Genomic DNA, 15355 nt, shown 5'->3' on the forward strand with positions numbered 1-15355 from the left:
CTACCTGTCCGGGTCTGACTGCCAGTAGGCCCGCGCAAGCGCAGCGCCGCCGGGCAAGGACAGCGGGCACGGAGCCGATTTTGTGCCGGGTGGCGGCTGCGCCTTACCCGGCCTACCTGTCCGGGTCTGACTGCCAGTAGGCCCGCGCAAGCGCAGCGCCGCCGGGCAAGGACAGCGGGCACGGAGCCGGTTTTGTGCCGGGTGGCGGCTGCGCCTTACCCGGCCTACCTGTCCGGGTCTGACTGCCAGTAGGCCCGCGCAAACTACGCTGAAGCCGCAGATAACATAAAGGACTTCCCGCGGCGAAACCGTTGCACACCGCTTGCAGTCTCAATGGCTCAAGGTTCGGCCAACAGATTCCGCCATTACGCCGGGAAATCCCCCTGCTGGCGCGCCACCAGGGTCAGAATGGAATACAGCGCCACCGCCTGCTGGTGCTGGTTGAAAATCTCCACCGCCCATTCCACCACGCCGGTAGCTTTCTCCTCGGCGCTACGCTGACGTTTAACGGTTTTCCGCTTACAGGTCAGACGCACCTGGATGGTGTCTCCCGGCTTGACCGGTTCAATAAAGCGCAGGTTTTCCATGCCGTAGTTAGCGATAACCGGCCCGACGCCGGCATCGACGAACAGACCGGCCGCCGCGGAGATCAGGAAATAACCGTGGACCACGCGCTCGCCGAAAATCGAGTCGGCGGCGGCGATTTTGTCCATGTGGGCGTAGAAATGGTCGCCGCTCAGACAGGCGAAGTTAACGATATCCGCTTCGGTCAGGGTCCGCCGCGGGGTCAGCAAACTGTCGCCGGGCTGGATCTCTTCGAAATATTTGCGGAACGGGTGTATGCGGTCTTCGCTCACCTGGGCGCCGCGCACCCACTGCTGGCCAATGGTCGCCAGCATCGTCGGGCTGCCCTGGACGGCGGTGCGCTGCATATAGTGTTTCACCGAACGCAGTCCGCCGAGCTCTTCGCCGCCGCCGGCGCGCCCGGGGCCGCCGTGCACCAGCTGCGGCAGCGGCGAACCGTGGCCGGTTGATTCGACCGAGGACGCCTCGTTCAGTATCTGAATACGGCCATGGGCGCGGGCGGCGCCGAGGATAAACTCGCGCGCCAGTTCGCCGCTGGCGGTGACCAGGGTGCCCGCCAGGCTGCCGCCGCCGGCACGAGCCAGCGCCAGGGCATGCTGGCGATCCTGGTAGGGCATCAGGGTCGCCACCGGACCAAAGGCTTCAATGGCGTGAACCGCCGGGGTTTCATCCGGCTGCGCGCAGTAGAGCAGCGTCGGCGGGAAAAAGGCCCCGGCCGCGCTGAGGTCCGCCTGTCCGCCAAGCAGCGCTTCGCAGCCGGCGGCAATCAGTTTATTGACGCTTTCCTGAACGTCCTGACGCTGCTCGTGATTAACCAGCGCCCCCATCTTAATCCCTTCCTGCGCCGGGTCGCCGACGGTCACTTTATGCAGGCGGGCGATCAGCGCATCGCTAACCGCATTGATCTGCGCCAGCGGGACGATGATGCGGCGGATAGCGGTACATTTTTGCCCGGCTTTCGCCGTCATCTCGCGGACCACTTCCCGGATAAACAGCGCGAACTCCGGCTGCTCCGGCGTGACGTCTTCGCCTAACACACAGCAGTTGAGCGAATCCGCTTCCATGGTAAAGGGAATCGATTTGGCCACCAGGTTGGGGTGCGACCGCAGCTGCTGGCCGGTGGCGGCTGAGCCGGTAAAGGTCACCACGTCCTGGCTGTCGAGATGGTCGAGCAGATCGCCCGCGCCGCCGCAAATCAGGCTGATGGCGCCTTCCGGCACCAGGCCGCTGTCGACAATCGCCTTCACCATGGCCTGGGTGAGCTGGGCGGTAGCGGTGGCCGGTTTAACGATCGCCGGCATGCCGGCCAGCCAGGTGGGGGCCAGTTTTTCCAGCATTCCCCAGCAGGGGAAGTTGAAGGCGTTGATATGCACAGCGACGCCTGATTTTGAGGTCAGCACGTGACGCGCGGCAAAACCGCCCTGTTTAGAGAGCGGGATCAGCTCGTCTTCCGGCCACAGGATATCGTCCGGCAGTTCGCGACTACCGAGCCCGGCATAGGTGAAAAGGGTGCCGATGCCGCCTTCGATATCCACCCAGCTGTCGGCGCGGGTGGCGCCGGTTTGCGCGGAAATCGCGTAGAACTGGTCTTTCTGCTCCAGCAGATGTTTCGCTACCGCTTTTAACATCGCGCTGCGTTCAATAAAGGTCATGGCTTGCAGAGCCTGACCGCCGCGCTCAATTGCGAAGCGGCGCGCCTGCGCCATATCCAGGCCTTCGCTGGTCACCTCCCACAGCGCCGCGCCGGTGATGGCGTGATGGATAGTACGGGCGCGGCCCCGGCCGGTCTGCCAGGCGCCGGATAAGTAACTGGCTAACTGCTGCATCGCGAATCTCCAAATATGTTACGTGGAATGTCTATAAATAGTTCTTTTATGAATCATAAAATGCAAGCGCGTATTTAATAAATTATTAACATTGTGATCGCGATGACGTTATGTTTTCGGCCTAATTAACTGTATTTGTTGTGGTTTACAAAAGGTTTTGCGGAGGCTATCACAAAAAGAGCAAACAAAATTTGTGGTTTTCTTTAACCAATATGTAACCTTCAATAAACAAAGTGATTCACATAAACGATTGTTGTGTGAATATCGGAATCATAAAGGTGATGACGTGACAGAAGAACAACGCTTTGACCAGCGCATCGCGCAGGAAACGGCCATCGAACCGCAGGACTGGATGCCGGATGCCTATCGTAAAACCCTGATCCGTCAGATTGGTCAGCATGCGCACTCGGAAATCGTCGGCATGCTGCCGGAAGGCAACTGGATCACCCGGGCGCCCACTCTGCGCCGCAAAGCGATCCTGCTGGCTAAAGTGCAGGATGAGGCCGGCCACGGGCTGTATCTCTATAGCGCCGCGGAAACCCTTGGCTGCGCGCGGGAAGATCTGTATCAGAAGATGCTCGACGGGCAGATGAAATACTCCTCCATTTTTAACTACCCGACGCTGAGCTGGGCCGATATCGGCGTGATCGGCTGGCTGGTCGATGGCGCGGCCATCGTCAACCAGGTGGCGCTGTGCCGGACGTCCTACGGCCCCTATGCCCGGGCGATGGTCAAAATCTGCAAAGAAGAGAGCTTTCACCAGCGCCAGGGATTCGAAGCCTGCATGGCGCTGGCGCAGGGTAATGACGCCCAGCGGCAGATGCTGCAGGACGCCATTAACCGCTTCTGGTGGCCGGCGCTGATGATGTTTGGCCCCAACGACGACAACTCGCCGAACAGCGCCCGCAGCATGGCGTGGAAAATCAAACTGCACTCCAACGACGAGCTGCGTCAACGCTTCGTCGACAACACCGTGCCGCAGGTGGAGATCCTCGGCATGACCGTCCCGGACCCGGAGTTGCACTTTGATGAAGCCAGCGGCCACTACCGCTTCGGCGAGATCGACTGGCAGGAGTTTAACGAGGTGATTAGCGGCCGTGGCGTGTGCAACCACGAGCGGCTGGCCGCCAAGCGTAAGGCCTGGGAAGAGGGCGAGTGGGTTCGCGAAGCCGCGCTGGCCCATGCGCAAAAACAGCAGGCCCGCAGCGCGGCATAAGGAGAGACAACATGAGCAAAGTTTACTGGCCGTTATATGAAGTGTTCGTTCGCAGCAAACAGGGGCTTTCCCATCGTCACGTCGGCAGCCTGCATGCCGCCGACGATCAAATGGCGCTGGAGAACGCCCGCGACGCCTACACCCGCCGCAGCGAAGGCTGCTCCATTTGGGTGGTGAAGGCCAGCGAAATCGTCGCCTCGCAGCCGGAAGCGCGCGGCGAATTCTTCGACCCGGCGGAAAGCAAAGTCTACCGTCATCCGACCTTCTATACCGTGCCGGACGGCATGGAACATATGTGAGGCGGCGATGAATAACCCCAATCCTGTAGCCACCTACGCTTTGCGTCTTGGCGACAACGGCCTGGTGCTGGCCCAGCGCTTAGGCGCCTGGTGCGGCCATGCCCCGGAGCTGGAGATCGATCTCGCATTGGCCAATATCGGCCTCGATCTGCTTGGCCAGGCGCGCAACTTTTTGAGCTATGCCGCCGAGCTTAACGGCTGCGGCGATGAAGATACCCTGGCCTTTGGCCGCGATGAGCGACAGTTCAGCAACCTGCTGCTGGTGGAGCAGCCGAACGGCAATTTTGCCGACACCATCGCCCGCCAGTTCTTTATCGACGTCTGGCACGTCGCCCTGTACAGCCGGCTGGTGAACAGCCGCGACGCGCAGCTGGCGGCCATTGCCGCCAAAGCGCTGAAAGAGGTGCGCTACCACCAGCGCTTCAGCCGCGGCTGGCTGGAGCGTCTTGGTCACGGCACCGAGGTTTCAAATCGCAAAATGCAGCAGGCGGTCGACAATCTGTGGCGCTTTACCGGCGAACTGTTCCTTGCCGATGACCTGGAGCTCAGCCTGGCCGGGCAGGGCATTGCGGTTGATCCGCGCGAGCTTCAGGCCGAATGGCAAAGCACCGTGCATACCGCGCTGCTTGACTCAGGCTTACCGGTCACGCAGGAAGCGGCCTTTCGCAGCGGCGGCAAACAGGGGCTGCACAGTGAACATCTCGGCCCGCTGCTGGCGGAGATGCAATATCTGCAGCGTTCCCATCCCGGCCTGCAGTGGTAAGGGAGGGGACGATGCAACGTTTAGATGACATCGCTCCCGCCGAGGTGCGCGCCATCTGGGGTGTGTTAAGCGCGATCCCGGATCCGGAAGTGCCGGTACTCACCATCACCGATCTCGGCATGGTGCGTAGCGTCGCGCGCCACGGCGACGGGTGGGTGATTGGCTTTACCCCGACTTATTCAGGATGCCCGGCGACGGAGCATCTGCTGAGCGAGATCCGCGCGGTGATGAGCGAGCATGGTTATCTGCCGGTCCACATCGTCCTGCAGCTGGACCCGCCGTGGACCACCGACTGGATGAGCCAGGAGGCCCGCGAGCGCCTGCGCCAGTACGGCATCAGCCCGCCGCAGGGGCACGCCTGCCACGCGGAAATGCCCGCCGAGGTGAGCTGTCCGCGCTGCGGCAGCACCCGCACCTCGCTGATTAGCGAATTCGGTTCCACGGCCTGCAAAGCGCTCTATCGCTGCGACAGCTGCCGGGAACCCTTTGATTACTTTAAATGTATTTGAGGTTGCCATGACGATGTTCCATGCGCTTAAGGTCGCGAGAGTCGAGTCGGAAACCCGCGATGCGGTGACCATTACGTTTGCGATTCCGCAAGCCCTGCAGGCGGAGTACTGCTTTCGTCCGGGCCAGCATCTGACGCTGAAAGCCCGACTGGGCGGTGAAGAGCTGCGCCGCTGTTACTCCATCTGCCGCAGCCCTACGCCGGGAGAGATCAGCGTCGCGGTCAAAGCCATCGACGGCGGGCGCTTCTCGCGCTTCGCCCAGCACGCTATCCAGCAGGGGATGGAGCTGGAGGTAATGGTGCCGCAGGGGCATTTCGGCTATCAGCCGCAGGCTGAACGGCAGGGCGACTATCTGGCGATCGCCGCCGGCTCCGGGATCACGCCGATGATGGCGATCGTTAGCGCCACCCTGGCCACCGAGCCGCACAGCCGCTTCACGCTGATCTACGGCAACCGCAGCAGCCACAGCATGATGTTCCGCCAGGCGCTGGCCGATTTAAAAGACCGCTATCCGCAGCGCCTGCAGGTGGTGCATCTGTTCAGCCAGGAGTCGATGGACAGCGATCTGCTGCAGGGGCGCATCGATGGCGACAAACTGCGCCAGCTCGCGGACCATCTGCTGGATTTCAGTCGTTTCGACGAGGCCTTTATCTGCGGCCCGGCGACGATGATGGATGAGGCGGAAACGACCCTGCGCGAGCTCGGCGTGCCGGAGCACGCCATTCATCTCGAACGCTTCAATACGCCGGGCGGCAGCGTTAAGCGCGCCGCCGGGGTGCAGGCGGAAGGGCGCACGGTAACCATCCGCCAGGACGGGCGCGATCGGCTGATCGCCCTCAGCGCCGAAGACGACAGCATTCTGGATGCCGCATTGCGCCAGGGGGCAGACCTGCCGTTTGCCTGCAAGGGCGGGGTGTGCGCCACCTGTAAATGCAAAGTGCTGCGCGGCGAAGTGGCGATGGCCGCCAACTATAGCCTCGAAGCGGATGAGCTGGCGGCGGGTTACGTGCTGAGCTGCCAGGCGCTGCCCACCAGCGGCGACGTGGTGGTCGACTTTGACGCGCGGGGGATGGCATGAGCGAGCTGATGATCCACCGCCATGGCCGGGTGCTGCAGCTGACGCTCAACCGTCCGCAGGCCCGCAACGCGCTGAACAATGCCTTATTAACCCGGATTGCCGAGGCGCTGGAGGCCGCGGCCGCTGATGACAACGTCAGCGTCTGCGTCATCAGCGGCAATCCGCGCTTCTTTGCCGCCGGAGCCGACCTGAACGAGATGGCGGAGAAAGATCTCCCGGCGACCCTGGATGATATCCGCCCGCGGCTGTGGGCGCGTATCGATGCCTTCCCCAAACCGCTGATCGCCTCGGTCAACGGTTACGCCCTCGGCGCGGGCTGCGAGCTGGCCCTGCTGTGCGACCTGATTGTCGCCGGGGACAACGCCCGCTTTGGCCTGCCGGAAATTACCCTCGGCATCATGCCGGGCGCTGGCGGCACCCAGCGGCTGATCCGCAGCGTTGGCAAGGCGCTGGCCAGCCGGATGGTGCTGAGCGGCGAGAGTATTGACGCCCGTCAGGCGCAGCAGGCCGGGCTGGTGAGCGATATCCATCCGGCGGCGTTAACCGATGAATATGCCCTGCAACTGGCGACCACCATCGCCCGCCACGCGCCGCTGGCGCTCCGGGCGGCGAAACAGTCGCTGCGCCTGTCGCAGGAGGTGAGCCTGCAGGCCGGTCTCCAGCAGGAGCGCCAGCTGTTCACCCTGCTGAGCGCCACCGAAGACCGCCGCGAAGGCATCGACGCCTTCTTACAAAAACGTACCCCGGACTTTAAAGGACGCTAATCGTGGAAGCTTTCATTCTCAGCGCAGTGGAACAGGGCGTCATGACCATTACCCTCAATCGCCCGGACCGCCTCAACAGTTTTAACGACCTGATGCATCAACAGCTGGCGGAATGCCTGAAGCAGGCCGAGCGCGACGACGGCGTGCGTTGCCTGCTGATCACCGGCGCCGGCCGCGGCTTTTGCGCCGGCCAGGATTTGAACGACCGCAACGTCGACCCCAGCGGCCCGCCGCCGGATCTCGGCCTGTCGGTGGAACGCTTTTACAACCCGTTAGTGCGTCGTCTGGCGGCGCTGCCGAAACCGGTGATTTGCGCGGTCAACGGCGTAGCCGCTGGCGCAGGGGCCACCCTGGCGCTGGGCTGCGATATCGTGCTGGCCGCGCGTTCGGCCAAGTTTGTGATGGCCTTCAGCAAGCTCGGGCTGGTGCCGGACTGCGGCGGCAGCTGGTTCCTGCCGCGGGTGGCCGGCCGCGCGCGCGCCATGGGGCTGGCGCTGCTGGGCGATAGCCTCAGCGCGGAACAGGCCGCGCAGTGGGGGATGATCTGGCAGCTGGTGGATGATGCCGAACTGGCGGACACCAGTCTGCAGCTGGCGCGCCATCTGGCGGCTCAGCCGACGTTGGGTCTTGGGTTGATTAAAAAGGCGCTGCTGGCGGCGGAAACCAACGGTCTCGACGCGCAGCTGGACCTGGAGCGCGATTATCAACGCCTCGCCGGGCGCAGCGATGATTACCGCGAAGGGGTCAGCGCATTTCTGGCCAAACGGCCACCACTGTTCAGCGGGAAATAGATGATGACGACATCCATAGCCAACGTGGCGGTGATCGGCAGCGGCACCATGGGGGCCGGCATCGCCGAAGTGGCGGCTGCCGCCGGGCATCCGGTGCTGATTTACGACATCGATCATCAGGCCATCGCCCGGGCGATAGAGGGTATTGCCAGGCGGCTCGCCTCACGGGTCGAGCGCGGCAAACTGGCGTCAGAGCAGGCCGACGCGCTGCTGGCACGCCTGCATCCGGCCCACGATTTAGCCGCGCTGGCCGACGCAGATTTAGTGATCGAAGCGGCCTCTGAACGCCTGGAGGTAAAAACGGCGCTGTTCGCGCAGCTGGCGGCGATCTGCGCGCCGTCAACGTTGCTCACCAGCAACACCTCGTCGATTTCGATTACCGCCATCGCCGCCGGGGTAAAGCATCCCGAACGCGTCGCCGGGCTGCACTTCTTTAATCCGGCGCCGGTCATGAAGCTGGTGGAGGTCGTCAGCGGCCTGGCGACGTCTGCGGAAGTGGTGGAGCAGTTGTGCCAGTGCGTGAGCGGCTGGGGGAAACGGCCGGTGCGCTGCCGCTCGACGCCCGGCTTTATCGTTAACCGCGTGGCGCGTCCATTCTACGCCGAAGCCTGGCGGGCGCTGGAGGAGCAGGTGGCCGCCCCGGAGGTTATCGATGCCGCTTTGCGTGACGGCGGCGGTTTCCCGATGGGGCCCCTGGCGCTGACGGACCTGATTGGCCAGGACGTCAACTTCGCCGTGACCTGCTCGGTATTTAACGCTTTCTGGCAGGACCGCCGTTACCTGCCATCGCTACTCCAGCAAGAGCTGGCGCTGGCCGGGCGGCTGGGCAAAAAGAGCGGCCATGGCGTCTATCGCTGGCCTGCGGAAGTCAGGACGGCGGCGGCGCTGCCGCCGGTTGCCCATGGCGCTCAATCCGTCATCACTATAAGTGACAGCGTCACCGAGCTGGACGAGCTGCTATTGCTGGAGACCGAAGGCGAGACTGCCCTGGCGCTGAGCGTTAAGCATCGCCGTCCGGTGGTGGTGTATGACCTGTGCGCCAGCGATACGGTAGTGCTGGCCGCAGCGGCGACCAACGCGCCGGCGGCGACGGACAAAGCGGTGCACTACTTCCAGCAGCAGGGCAAGAACGTGCTGCGTATCGCCGATTATCCCGGCCTGCTGGTGTGGCGCACGGTGGCGATGCTGATTAACGAAGCGCTGGATGCACTACAGAAAGGGGTGGCCAGCGCACAGGATATCGATACCGCCATGCGTCTGGGCGTCAACTACCCGCAGGGCCCGCTGGCGTGGGGGGACAGCCTCGGCTGGCGCCGCGTGCTGCGCCTGCTGGAGAACCTGCACCACCATTATGGCGAGGAGCGCTATCGCCCCGGCTCCCTGTTGCGCCAGAAGGCGCTGATGGAGAAGCACCATGAGCAATGACGCCTGGCGCAACGCGCGCGCGATGTATGAAAAAGATACCTGCGCCAGAACGATGGGGATCGAACTCATCGAAATGGACGACGGTTTTGCGCAGATGACCATGACCGTCTCGCCGGACATGCTTAACGGCCATCAAACCTGCCACGGCGGTCAGCTATTTACCCTTGCCGATACCGCTTTCGCCTACGCCTGTAACAGCCAGGGGCTGGCGGCGGTGGCTTCGGCGGCCAGCATTGATTTTCTCCGCCCGGCGTTTGCCGGCGACCGGCTGGTCGCCACCGCCAGAGTCAAACAGCAGGGCAAGCTGACCGGGGTCTACGACATTGAAATTGTTAATCAACAGCAAAAAATTGTGGCCCTGTTTCGCGGCAAATCGCACCGCATCGGCGGCACAATCACAGGAGAAGTGTAATGCGCGAGGCCTTTATTTGTGACGGGATCCGCACGCCGATTGGCCGCTACGGCGGCGCGCTGGCCAGCGTGCGCGCCGACGACCTGGCGGCGATCCCGCTGCGTGCGCTGCTGAGCCGCAACCCCAGGCTTGACCCGACCGCGATCGATGATGTGATTTACGGCTGCGCGAATCAGGCGGGCGAAGATAACCGCAATGTGGCGCATATGGCGACGCTGCTGGCCGGCTACCCGCATACGGTGCCGGGAACCACCCTCAACCGCCTGTGCGGCTCCGGGCTGGACGCCGTCGGTTTTGCCGCCCGGGCGATCAAAGCCGGCGATGCCGATCTGCTGATTGCCGGCGGCGTGGAGTCGATGTCGCGCGCGCCGTTTGTGATGGGGAAGGCCAGCGCGCCGTATCAGCGTCAGGCGGAGCTGTTCGACACCACCATTGGCTGGCGTTTTGTGAACCCGCTCATGGCGCAACACTTCGGAACTGACAGCATGCCGGAAACCGCCGAGAATGTAGCCGAATTGTTAAATATCAGCCGCGCCGATCAGGATGCTTTCGCCTGGCGCAGCCAGCAGCGCACGGCGCAGGCCCAGCGCGACGGCATTCTGGCGCAGGAGATCGTGCCGGTGCAGGTTGTCGGCCGGAAAGGGGCGCTTAGCGACGTGCGCGAGGACGAGCATCCGCGACCGGAAACCACGCTTGAGCAGCTGGCGCAACTGAAAGCGCCGTTCCGTCAAGGCGGCGTCATTACCGCGGGCAATGCTTCCGGCGTCAACGACGGCGCCGCGGCGCTGATCATCGCCAGCGAACAGCAGGCCGCTAGCCAGGGTCTCACGCCGCGGGCGCGGATCGTGGCGATGGCGACGGCGGGCGTCGAGCCGCGCCTGATGGGGCTGGGGCCGGTACCGGCGGTGCGTAAAGTGCTGGAGCGGGCGGGGCTCAATATTAACGATATGGATCTGATTGAGCTGAATGAGGCCTTCGCCGCCCAGGCGCTGGGGGTGCTCAGACAGCTCGGCGTGCCGGACGATGCGGCGCATGTGAATCCCAACGGCGGCGCCATCGCTTTAGGCCATCCGCTGGGCATGAGCGGCGCGCGTCTGGCGCTGAGCGCCAGCCTTGAGCTGCAGCGCCGCGGCGGGCGCTATGCGTTGTGTACGATGTGTATTGGCGTGGGTCAGGGCATCGCCATGATCCTCGAGCGAGTGTGAGCTAATTTACCTGCGAGTACCCTACAATGATAACTACTACAAAATTAGATCCGATTGAAACCGCCTCGCGTGATGAGCTGCAGGCCCTGCAAACCCAGCGTCTGAAGTGGACGCTGAATCATGCGTATAACAATGTGCCAATGTATCGTCGTAAATTCGACGCCGCAGGCGTGCACCCTGACGACTTCCGCGAACTGAGCGACCTGACCAAATTCCCGTGCACCACCAAACAGGATCTGCGCGACAACTATCCCTTCGATACCTTCGCGGTGCCGATGGAGCAGGTGGTGCGCATTCATGCCTCATCCGGCACCACCGGCAAACCGACGGTGGTGGGTTATACGCAAAACGATATTGATAACTGGGCCAATATCGTCGCCCGTTCGCTGCGCGCCGCCGGCGGCACGGCGAAAGATAAAATTCACGTCGCCTACGGCTACGGCCTGTTTACCGGCGGCCTTGGCGCGCACTACGGCGCGGAACGCTTAGGCGCGACGGTGATCCCGATGTCCGGCGGACAGACCGAAAAACAGGCGCAGCTGATCCGCGATTTCCAGCCGGATATGATCATGGTGACGCCGTCATACTGTCTGAATCTGATTGAAGAGCTGGAGCGCCAGATGGCCGGCGATGCCCGCGGCTGTTCATTACGCGTCGGCGTCTTTGGCGCCGAGCCGTGGACCCTGGCGATGCGCGCGGAGATCGAGCGCCGGCTGGGGATCACCGCCCTGGATATTTACGGTCTGTCAGAGGTGATGGGCCCGGGGGTGGCGATGGAGTGTCTGGAAACCGTTGACGGTCCGACCATCTGGGAAGACCACTTCTTCCCGGAAATCGTTAACCCGGACGACGGCACGCCGCTGGCCGATGGCGAACACGGCGAACTGCTGTTCACCACGCTGACCAAAGAGGCGCTGCCGGTGATCCGCTACCGTACCCGCGATCTGACGCGCCTGCTGCCGGGCACCGCGCGCACCATGCGCCGTATGGACCGCATCAGCGGACGCAGTGACGATATGCTGATCATCCGCGGGGTTAACGTCTTCCCGTCGCAGCTGGAAGAAGAGATCCTTAAGTTTGAACACCTGGCGCCGCACTACCAGCTGGAGGTGAATCGCCGCGGCCATCTCGATTCGCTGGCAGTGCGCGTGGAGCTGAAAGAGAGCGGGCTGGCGCTGAGTCACGAACAGCGCTGCCAGATTTGTCACCAGCTGCGCCACCGCATTAAGTCGATGGTCGGGATCTCCACCGATATCACCATCGTCAACTGCGGCGGCATTCCGCGCTCTGAAGGCAAAGCCTGTCGCGTATTCGACCTGCGTAAAGCGGTGGTCAGCGGTTAATTCTCTCCCAGATAACCCGGCTGAGGCCTTTACGCCGTAGGCCGGGAATTTCCTGTGCTATGATTCATAAAGGAAAAATATAACAACAGAATGAATCAGATGAGCAAACTCGACGCCTTTATTCAACAAGCGGTGACGGCGACGCCGATCAGCGGCACGTCATTAATCGCCTCGCTGTATGGCGACGCCTTATTACAACGCGGTGGGGAAGTGTGGCTGGGCAGCGTCGCGGCGCTGCTGGAAGGATTAGGCTTCGGCGAGCGTTTCGTCCGCACCGCGCTGTTTCGCCTCAATAAAGAAGAGTGGCTCGATGTCGTCCGTATCGGCCGTCGCAGCTTTTATCGTCTGAGCGACAAAGGGCTGCGCCTGACCCGACGCGCGGAACATAAAATTTATCGCGCGAACGCTCCGGAATGGGACGGCACCTGGCTGCTGCTGCTTTCGGAAGGCCTGGAGAAAAATGTGCTGGCCGACGTCAAAAAGCAGCTGCTGTGGCAGGGGTTTGGCGCGCTGGCGCCGAGCCTGTTAGCCTCGCCGTCGCAAAAGCTGGCGGATGTCCAGTCGCTGCTCCATGAAGCGGGGGTCGCCGAAAACGTCATCTGTTTTGAAGCTCACTCGCCGCTGGCGCTCTCCCGGGCGGCGCTGCGCAGCCGGGTGGAGGAGTGCTGGCATCTCACCGAACAAAACGAGATGTATGAGGCCTTTATCTCGTTATTCCGGCCGTTACTGCCGCTGCTGCGCGATTGCGACCCCGCGGAGTTAACGCCGGAACGCAGCTTTCAGATCCAGCTCCTGCTGATTCATTTCTATCGCCGGGTGGTGCTCAAAGATCCGCTGCTGCCGGAAGAGCTGCTGCCGGCGCACTGGGCGGGGCAAACCGCCCGCCAGCTGTGTATCAATATTTACCAACGGGTGAGTCCCGGCGCGCTGGCGTTCGTCAGCGAGAAAGGTGAAAGCTCGGTCGGCGAGCTTCCCGCGCCGGGCCCGCTCTATTATCAGCGCTTTGGCGGTTTGCCGGGCGCATAAGGAGGTTGCATGCCGATTTATCAGATTGATGGACTTACCCCGGTGGTGCCGGAGGAGAGTTACGTCCACCCGACCGCGGTGTTGATTGGCGACGTGATCCTCGGCAAAGGGGTCTATGTTGGGCCCAACGCCAGCCTGCGCGGCGATTTTGGCCGTATCGTGGTCAAAGACGGGGCCAATATTCAGGACAACTGCGTGATGCACGGCTTCCCCGGCCAGGATACGGTGGTGGAAGAGGACGGACATATCGGCCACGGCGCTATTCTGCACGGCTGCGTGATTGGCCGCAACGCGCTGGTGGGCATGAGCGCGGTGATTATCGACGGGGCGACCATCGGCGAAAACAGCATTGTCGGCGCCTCGGCCTTTGTCAAAGCCAACGCCGAGATGCCCGCCAACCATCTGATCATCGGCAGCCCGGCAAAAGCGATTCGCGTCCTGAGCGAACAGGAGCTGGCGTGGAAAAAGCATGGCACCCGTGAATACCAGGTGCTGGTGGAACGCTGTAAGCAGACGCTGCATCAGGTTGAGCCATTACGGGAAGTGGAAGAGGGGCGTAAGCGGCTGGAATTTGATGAAAACCTGCGGCCAAAAACGCAGCGCTAACTTTCCAGGGCAACCCGGAGGGGCTCAGTGGATTAGTGCTCAGCCAGTTCGCGAAAGAACGCCGGGTTGGCCTGGATAACCGCCAGTACTTTTGCTGCCAGGCCTGTCGGGTTGCGCCGCCTGGACTCCCAACTTTTGATAGTATCCACGCTGGTACCCAGCGCTTTTGCCATTTCCGCCTGCGAAACATTAAGCTGCGTGCGGATGGCTTTCACATCAGCAACTTCATAACGCGTCGCTCGGGCTGAGGCCTTGTAGCCGTCTTTGATCTCAACAGCCTCTTCCAGGGACGCTTTAAGCTCGTCGAAGTAACCCATTTCAAACCTCATTTTTTAGTCGCCGGGTCAGTTTCCTGAGTTCGTTTTTTTCCGCTGCGCTCAGGCTCTCTTTGGTGTGCTTCGGGTAGGCTAAGACGAGATAGATAATCTCGCGGGTTGCCAGAAAATAAATCACCCGCACGCCGCCGCTTTTTCCCTGTGAGCCTGTCGCCATTCTTATTTTCCGTAACCCGCCGGTATCCTGGATAAGATCGCCGAAATCCGGATTGCCTATGAGTTGCCTCTGCAGTGCCCTCAGATCTTCATCGCTGGCCAGCTGTTTTATCTGGCGGGTAAATAGCGACGTTTCGATAAATTCAATGGCATGACACACGAAAACGCTCCTTGCTAAGGTACCATGTACACCATCGAGTGTACATAGTACGCACTCCTGTTTTTGACCATGACAACGGTTGCCGTCAGCGACCGGGAGTGAGCCAGATTCGCGCGGCGACAGCCATGGTACAGACTGGTGGCTTAAGGCGTTGGAATGATGTGTGAATTTACGAGGCGGCTCGTAAAAGGGCGATGGGCGAGGGGGAAAAAACACTCCCACCGGGCGGCGGGAGTGGAAATATTAGGCTGCAACCACGCTGTCGATGGCCGCTTTTGCGTCAGACTGCGCTTTGGCCGCGACTTCCGGGCCGTAAGCGATACCTTCGGCGAACACGAAGTTCACGTCGGTGATGCCGATAAAGCCGAGGAAGGTGGACAGGTACGGGGTGACCAGGTCGGTCGGGGTATCTTTATGGATACCGCCGCGGCTGGTCACGACGACCGCGCGTTTACCGGTCACCAGACCTTCCGGCCCTTTTTCGGTGTAGCGGAAGGTCACGCCGGCGCGAGCCACCAGGTCAAAATAGTTTTTCAACTGCGTCGGAATGTTGAAGTTGTACATCGGCGCAGCGATAACAATCACATCATTGCCTTTCAGTTCGGCGATCAGCTCGTCGGAAAGGGCCAGCGCTTCCTGCTGACGCGGCGTCAGCGGCGCGTCGCTCGGACGCAGGGCGCCAACCAGTTCACCATCCAGAACCGGGATCGGATTAGCGGCCAGGTCACGCACGGTGATCTCGTCGCCCGGGTGTTTTTCCTGCCATTGTTCAACAAAATAGTCGGAAAGCTGACCAGATTGTGAGTACCCTGCCAGAATACTGGATTTCAGAACTAATACTTTGCTCATGGGTGTT

At 61.9% G+C, this 15355-nt stretch carries 17 protein-coding genes; 13 read left to right on the plus strand and 4 right to left on the minus strand.

What is annotated here, in order from left to right:
• Window positions 1-365 precede the first annotated feature (365 nt).
• On the minus strand, window positions 366-2411 hold the full coding sequence (gene paaZ, locus QLG03_RS21435) for a phenylacetic acid degradation bifunctional protein PaaZ (protein ID WP_050534148.1): 2046 nt from the start codon (window positions 2409-2411) through the stop codon (window positions 366-368).
• Window positions 2412-2697: 286 nt separating this feature from the next.
• Here paaZ and paaA point away from each other — a divergent pair, with 286 nt between their 5' ends.
• From paaA to paaY, 13 genes are all read left to right on the plus strand, one after another.
• A complete protein-coding gene (gene paaA / locus QLG03_RS21440) occupies window positions 2698-3627 on the plus strand; it encodes a 1,2-phenylacetyl-CoA epoxidase subunit PaaA (RefSeq protein WP_032452647.1) in 930 nt (309 codons plus the stop codon).
• Window positions 3628-3638: 11 nt separating this feature from the next.
• The gene (gene paaB, locus QLG03_RS21445; RefSeq protein WP_023289451.1) at window positions 3639-3926 is read left to right on the plus strand and encodes a 1,2-phenylacetyl-CoA epoxidase subunit PaaB; all 288 of its coding nucleotides are present in this window, start codon (window positions 3639-3641) and stop codon (window positions 3924-3926) included.
• A gap of 7 nt (window positions 3927-3933) precedes the next feature.
• Window positions 3934-4689: a 1,2-phenylacetyl-CoA epoxidase subunit PaaC gene (gene paaC, locus QLG03_RS21450; protein WP_255987423.1), complete on the plus strand. Its 756-nt coding sequence runs from the start codon at window positions 3934-3936 to the stop codon at window positions 4687-4689.
• Between the two features lie 11 nt (window positions 4690-4700).
• Window positions 4701-5198: a 1,2-phenylacetyl-CoA epoxidase subunit PaaD gene (gene paaD / locus QLG03_RS21455; RefSeq protein ID WP_023289453.1), complete on the plus strand. Its 498-nt coding sequence runs from the start codon at window positions 4701-4703 to the stop codon at window positions 5196-5198.
• Window positions 5199-5205: 7 nt separating this feature from the next.
• Entirely contained in the window at window positions 5206-6276 is a 1071-nt protein-coding gene (paaE, locus tag QLG03_RS21460) for a 1,2-phenylacetyl-CoA epoxidase subunit PaaE (RefSeq protein WP_255987988.1), read from the plus strand.
• Window positions 6273-7040 (plus strand): 2,3-dehydroadipyl-CoA hydratase PaaF, encoded by a 768-nt coding sequence (gene paaF / locus QLG03_RS21465; RefSeq protein WP_023289455.1) that lies wholly within the window; start codon window positions 6273-6275, stop codon window positions 7038-7040. The genes paaE and paaF overlap by 4 nt, the downstream gene beginning before the upstream one ends.
• 2 nt (window positions 7041-7042) lie before the next feature.
• Window positions 7043-7831 carry a 2-(1,2-epoxy-1,2-dihydrophenyl)acetyl-CoA isomerase PaaG gene (paaG, locus tag QLG03_RS21470; RefSeq protein WP_064157551.1) on the plus strand — a complete coding sequence of 263 codons (789 nt, stop codon included), beginning with the start codon at window positions 7043-7045 and terminating at the stop codon, window positions 7829-7831.
• The gene (locus tag QLG03_RS21475; protein ID WP_072199070.1) at window positions 7832-9256 is read left to right on the plus strand and encodes a 3-hydroxyacyl-CoA dehydrogenase; all 1425 of its coding nucleotides are present in this window, start codon (window positions 7832-7834) and stop codon (window positions 9254-9256) included.
• Complete coding sequence (gene paaI / locus QLG03_RS21480) at window positions 9246-9668, plus strand: hydroxyphenylacetyl-CoA thioesterase PaaI (protein ID WP_023289458.1); 423 nt, start codon at window positions 9246-9248, stop codon at window positions 9666-9668. The genes QLG03_RS21475 and paaI overlap by 11 nt, the downstream gene beginning before the upstream one ends.
• A complete protein-coding gene (gene pcaF, locus QLG03_RS21485) occupies window positions 9668-10873 on the plus strand; it encodes a 3-oxoadipyl-CoA thiolase (protein ID WP_044522629.1) in 1206 nt (401 codons plus the stop codon). Before paaI ends, pcaF begins: the two co-directional genes overlap by 1 nt.
• A gap of 26 nt (window positions 10874-10899) precedes the next feature.
• Entirely contained in the window at window positions 10900-12216 is a 1317-nt protein-coding gene (gene paaK, locus QLG03_RS21490) for a phenylacetate--CoA ligase PaaK (RefSeq protein ID WP_255987425.1), read from the plus strand.
• A 99-nt stretch (window positions 12217-12315) separates the two neighbouring features.
• A complete protein-coding gene (paaX, locus tag QLG03_RS21495) occupies window positions 12316-13242 on the plus strand; it encodes a phenylacetic acid degradation operon negative regulatory protein PaaX (protein ID WP_072199087.1) in 927 nt (308 codons plus the stop codon).
• 9 nt (window positions 13243-13251) lie between these two features.
• A complete protein-coding gene (gene paaY, locus QLG03_RS21500; protein WP_032452657.1) occupies window positions 13252-13848 on the plus strand; it encodes a phenylacetic acid degradation protein PaaY in 597 nt (198 codons plus the stop codon).
• Window positions 13849-13880: 32 nt separating this feature from the next.
• Here the strand turns inward: paaY and nadS are convergent, their stop codons facing one another.
• The 3 genes from nadS to azoR form a co-directional block, all read right to left on the minus strand.
• Entirely contained in the window at window positions 13881-14165 is a 285-nt protein-coding gene (gene nadS / locus QLG03_RS21505) for a NadS family protein (RefSeq protein ID WP_255987426.1), read from the minus strand.
• Window position 14166: 1 nt separating this feature from the next.
• Window positions 14167-14499 (minus strand): type II toxin-antitoxin system RelE/ParE family toxin, encoded by a 333-nt coding sequence (locus QLG03_RS21510; protein WP_008805112.1) that lies wholly within the window; start codon window positions 14497-14499, stop codon window positions 14167-14169.
• Between the two features lie 243 nt (window positions 14500-14742).
• Window positions 14743-15348: an FMN-dependent NADH-azoreductase gene (azoR, locus tag QLG03_RS21515; protein WP_002902889.1), complete on the minus strand. Its 606-nt coding sequence runs from the start codon at window positions 15346-15348 to the stop codon at window positions 14743-14745.
• Between the last annotated feature and the right edge of the window lie 7 nt (window positions 15349-15355).

This window comes from Klebsiella sp. V115_8 (assembly GCF_029967715.1).
Lineage (GTDB): Bacteria > Pseudomonadota > Gammaproteobacteria > Enterobacterales > Enterobacteriaceae > Klebsiella > Klebsiella quasipneumoniae.

Coding starts and splice junctions, on each gene's coding strand:
- paaZ (WP_050534148.1), bottom strand. CDS start 2,411: ATGCAGCAGTTAGCCAGTTACTTATCCGGCGCCTGGCAGACCGGCCGG.
- paaB (WP_023289451.1), top strand. CDS start 3,639: ATGAGCAAAGTTTACTGGCCGTTATATGAAGTGTTCGTTCGCAGCAAA.
- paaC (WP_255987423.1), top strand. CDS start 3,934: ATGAATAACCCCAATCCTGTAGCCACCTACGCTTTGCGTCTTGGCGAC.
- paaD (WP_023289453.1), top strand. CDS start 4,701: ATGCAACGTTTAGATGACATCGCTCCCGCCGAGGTGCGCGCCATCTGG.
- paaE (WP_255987988.1), top strand. CDS start 5,206: ATGACGATGTTCCATGCGCTTAAGGTCGCGAGAGTCGAGTCGGAAACC.
- paaF (WP_023289455.1), top strand. CDS start 6,273: ATGAGCGAGCTGATGATCCACCGCCATGGCCGGGTGCTGCAGCTGACG.
- QLG03_RS21475 (WP_072199070.1), top strand. CDS start 7,832: ATGATGACGACATCCATAGCCAACGTGGCGGTGATCGGCAGCGGCACC.
- paaI (WP_023289458.1), top strand. CDS start 9,246: ATGAGCAATGACGCCTGGCGCAACGCGCGCGCGATGTATGAAAAAGAT.
- pcaF (WP_044522629.1), top strand. CDS start 9,668: ATGCGCGAGGCCTTTATTTGTGACGGGATCCGCACGCCGATTGGCCGC.
- paaK (WP_255987425.1), top strand. CDS start 10,900: ATGATAACTACTACAAAATTAGATCCGATTGAAACCGCCTCGCGTGAT.
- paaX (WP_072199087.1), top strand. CDS start 12,316: ATGAGCAAACTCGACGCCTTTATTCAACAAGCGGTGACGGCGACGCCG.
- paaY (WP_032452657.1), top strand. CDS start 13,252: ATGCCGATTTATCAGATTGATGGACTTACCCCGGTGGTGCCGGAGGAG.
- nadS (WP_255987426.1), bottom strand. CDS start 14,165: ATGGGTTACTTCGACGAGCTTAAAGCGTCCCTGGAAGAGGCTGTTGAG.
- azoR (WP_002902889.1), bottom strand. CDS start 15,348: ATGAGCAAAGTATTAGTTCTGAAATCCAGTATTCTGGCAGGGTACTCA.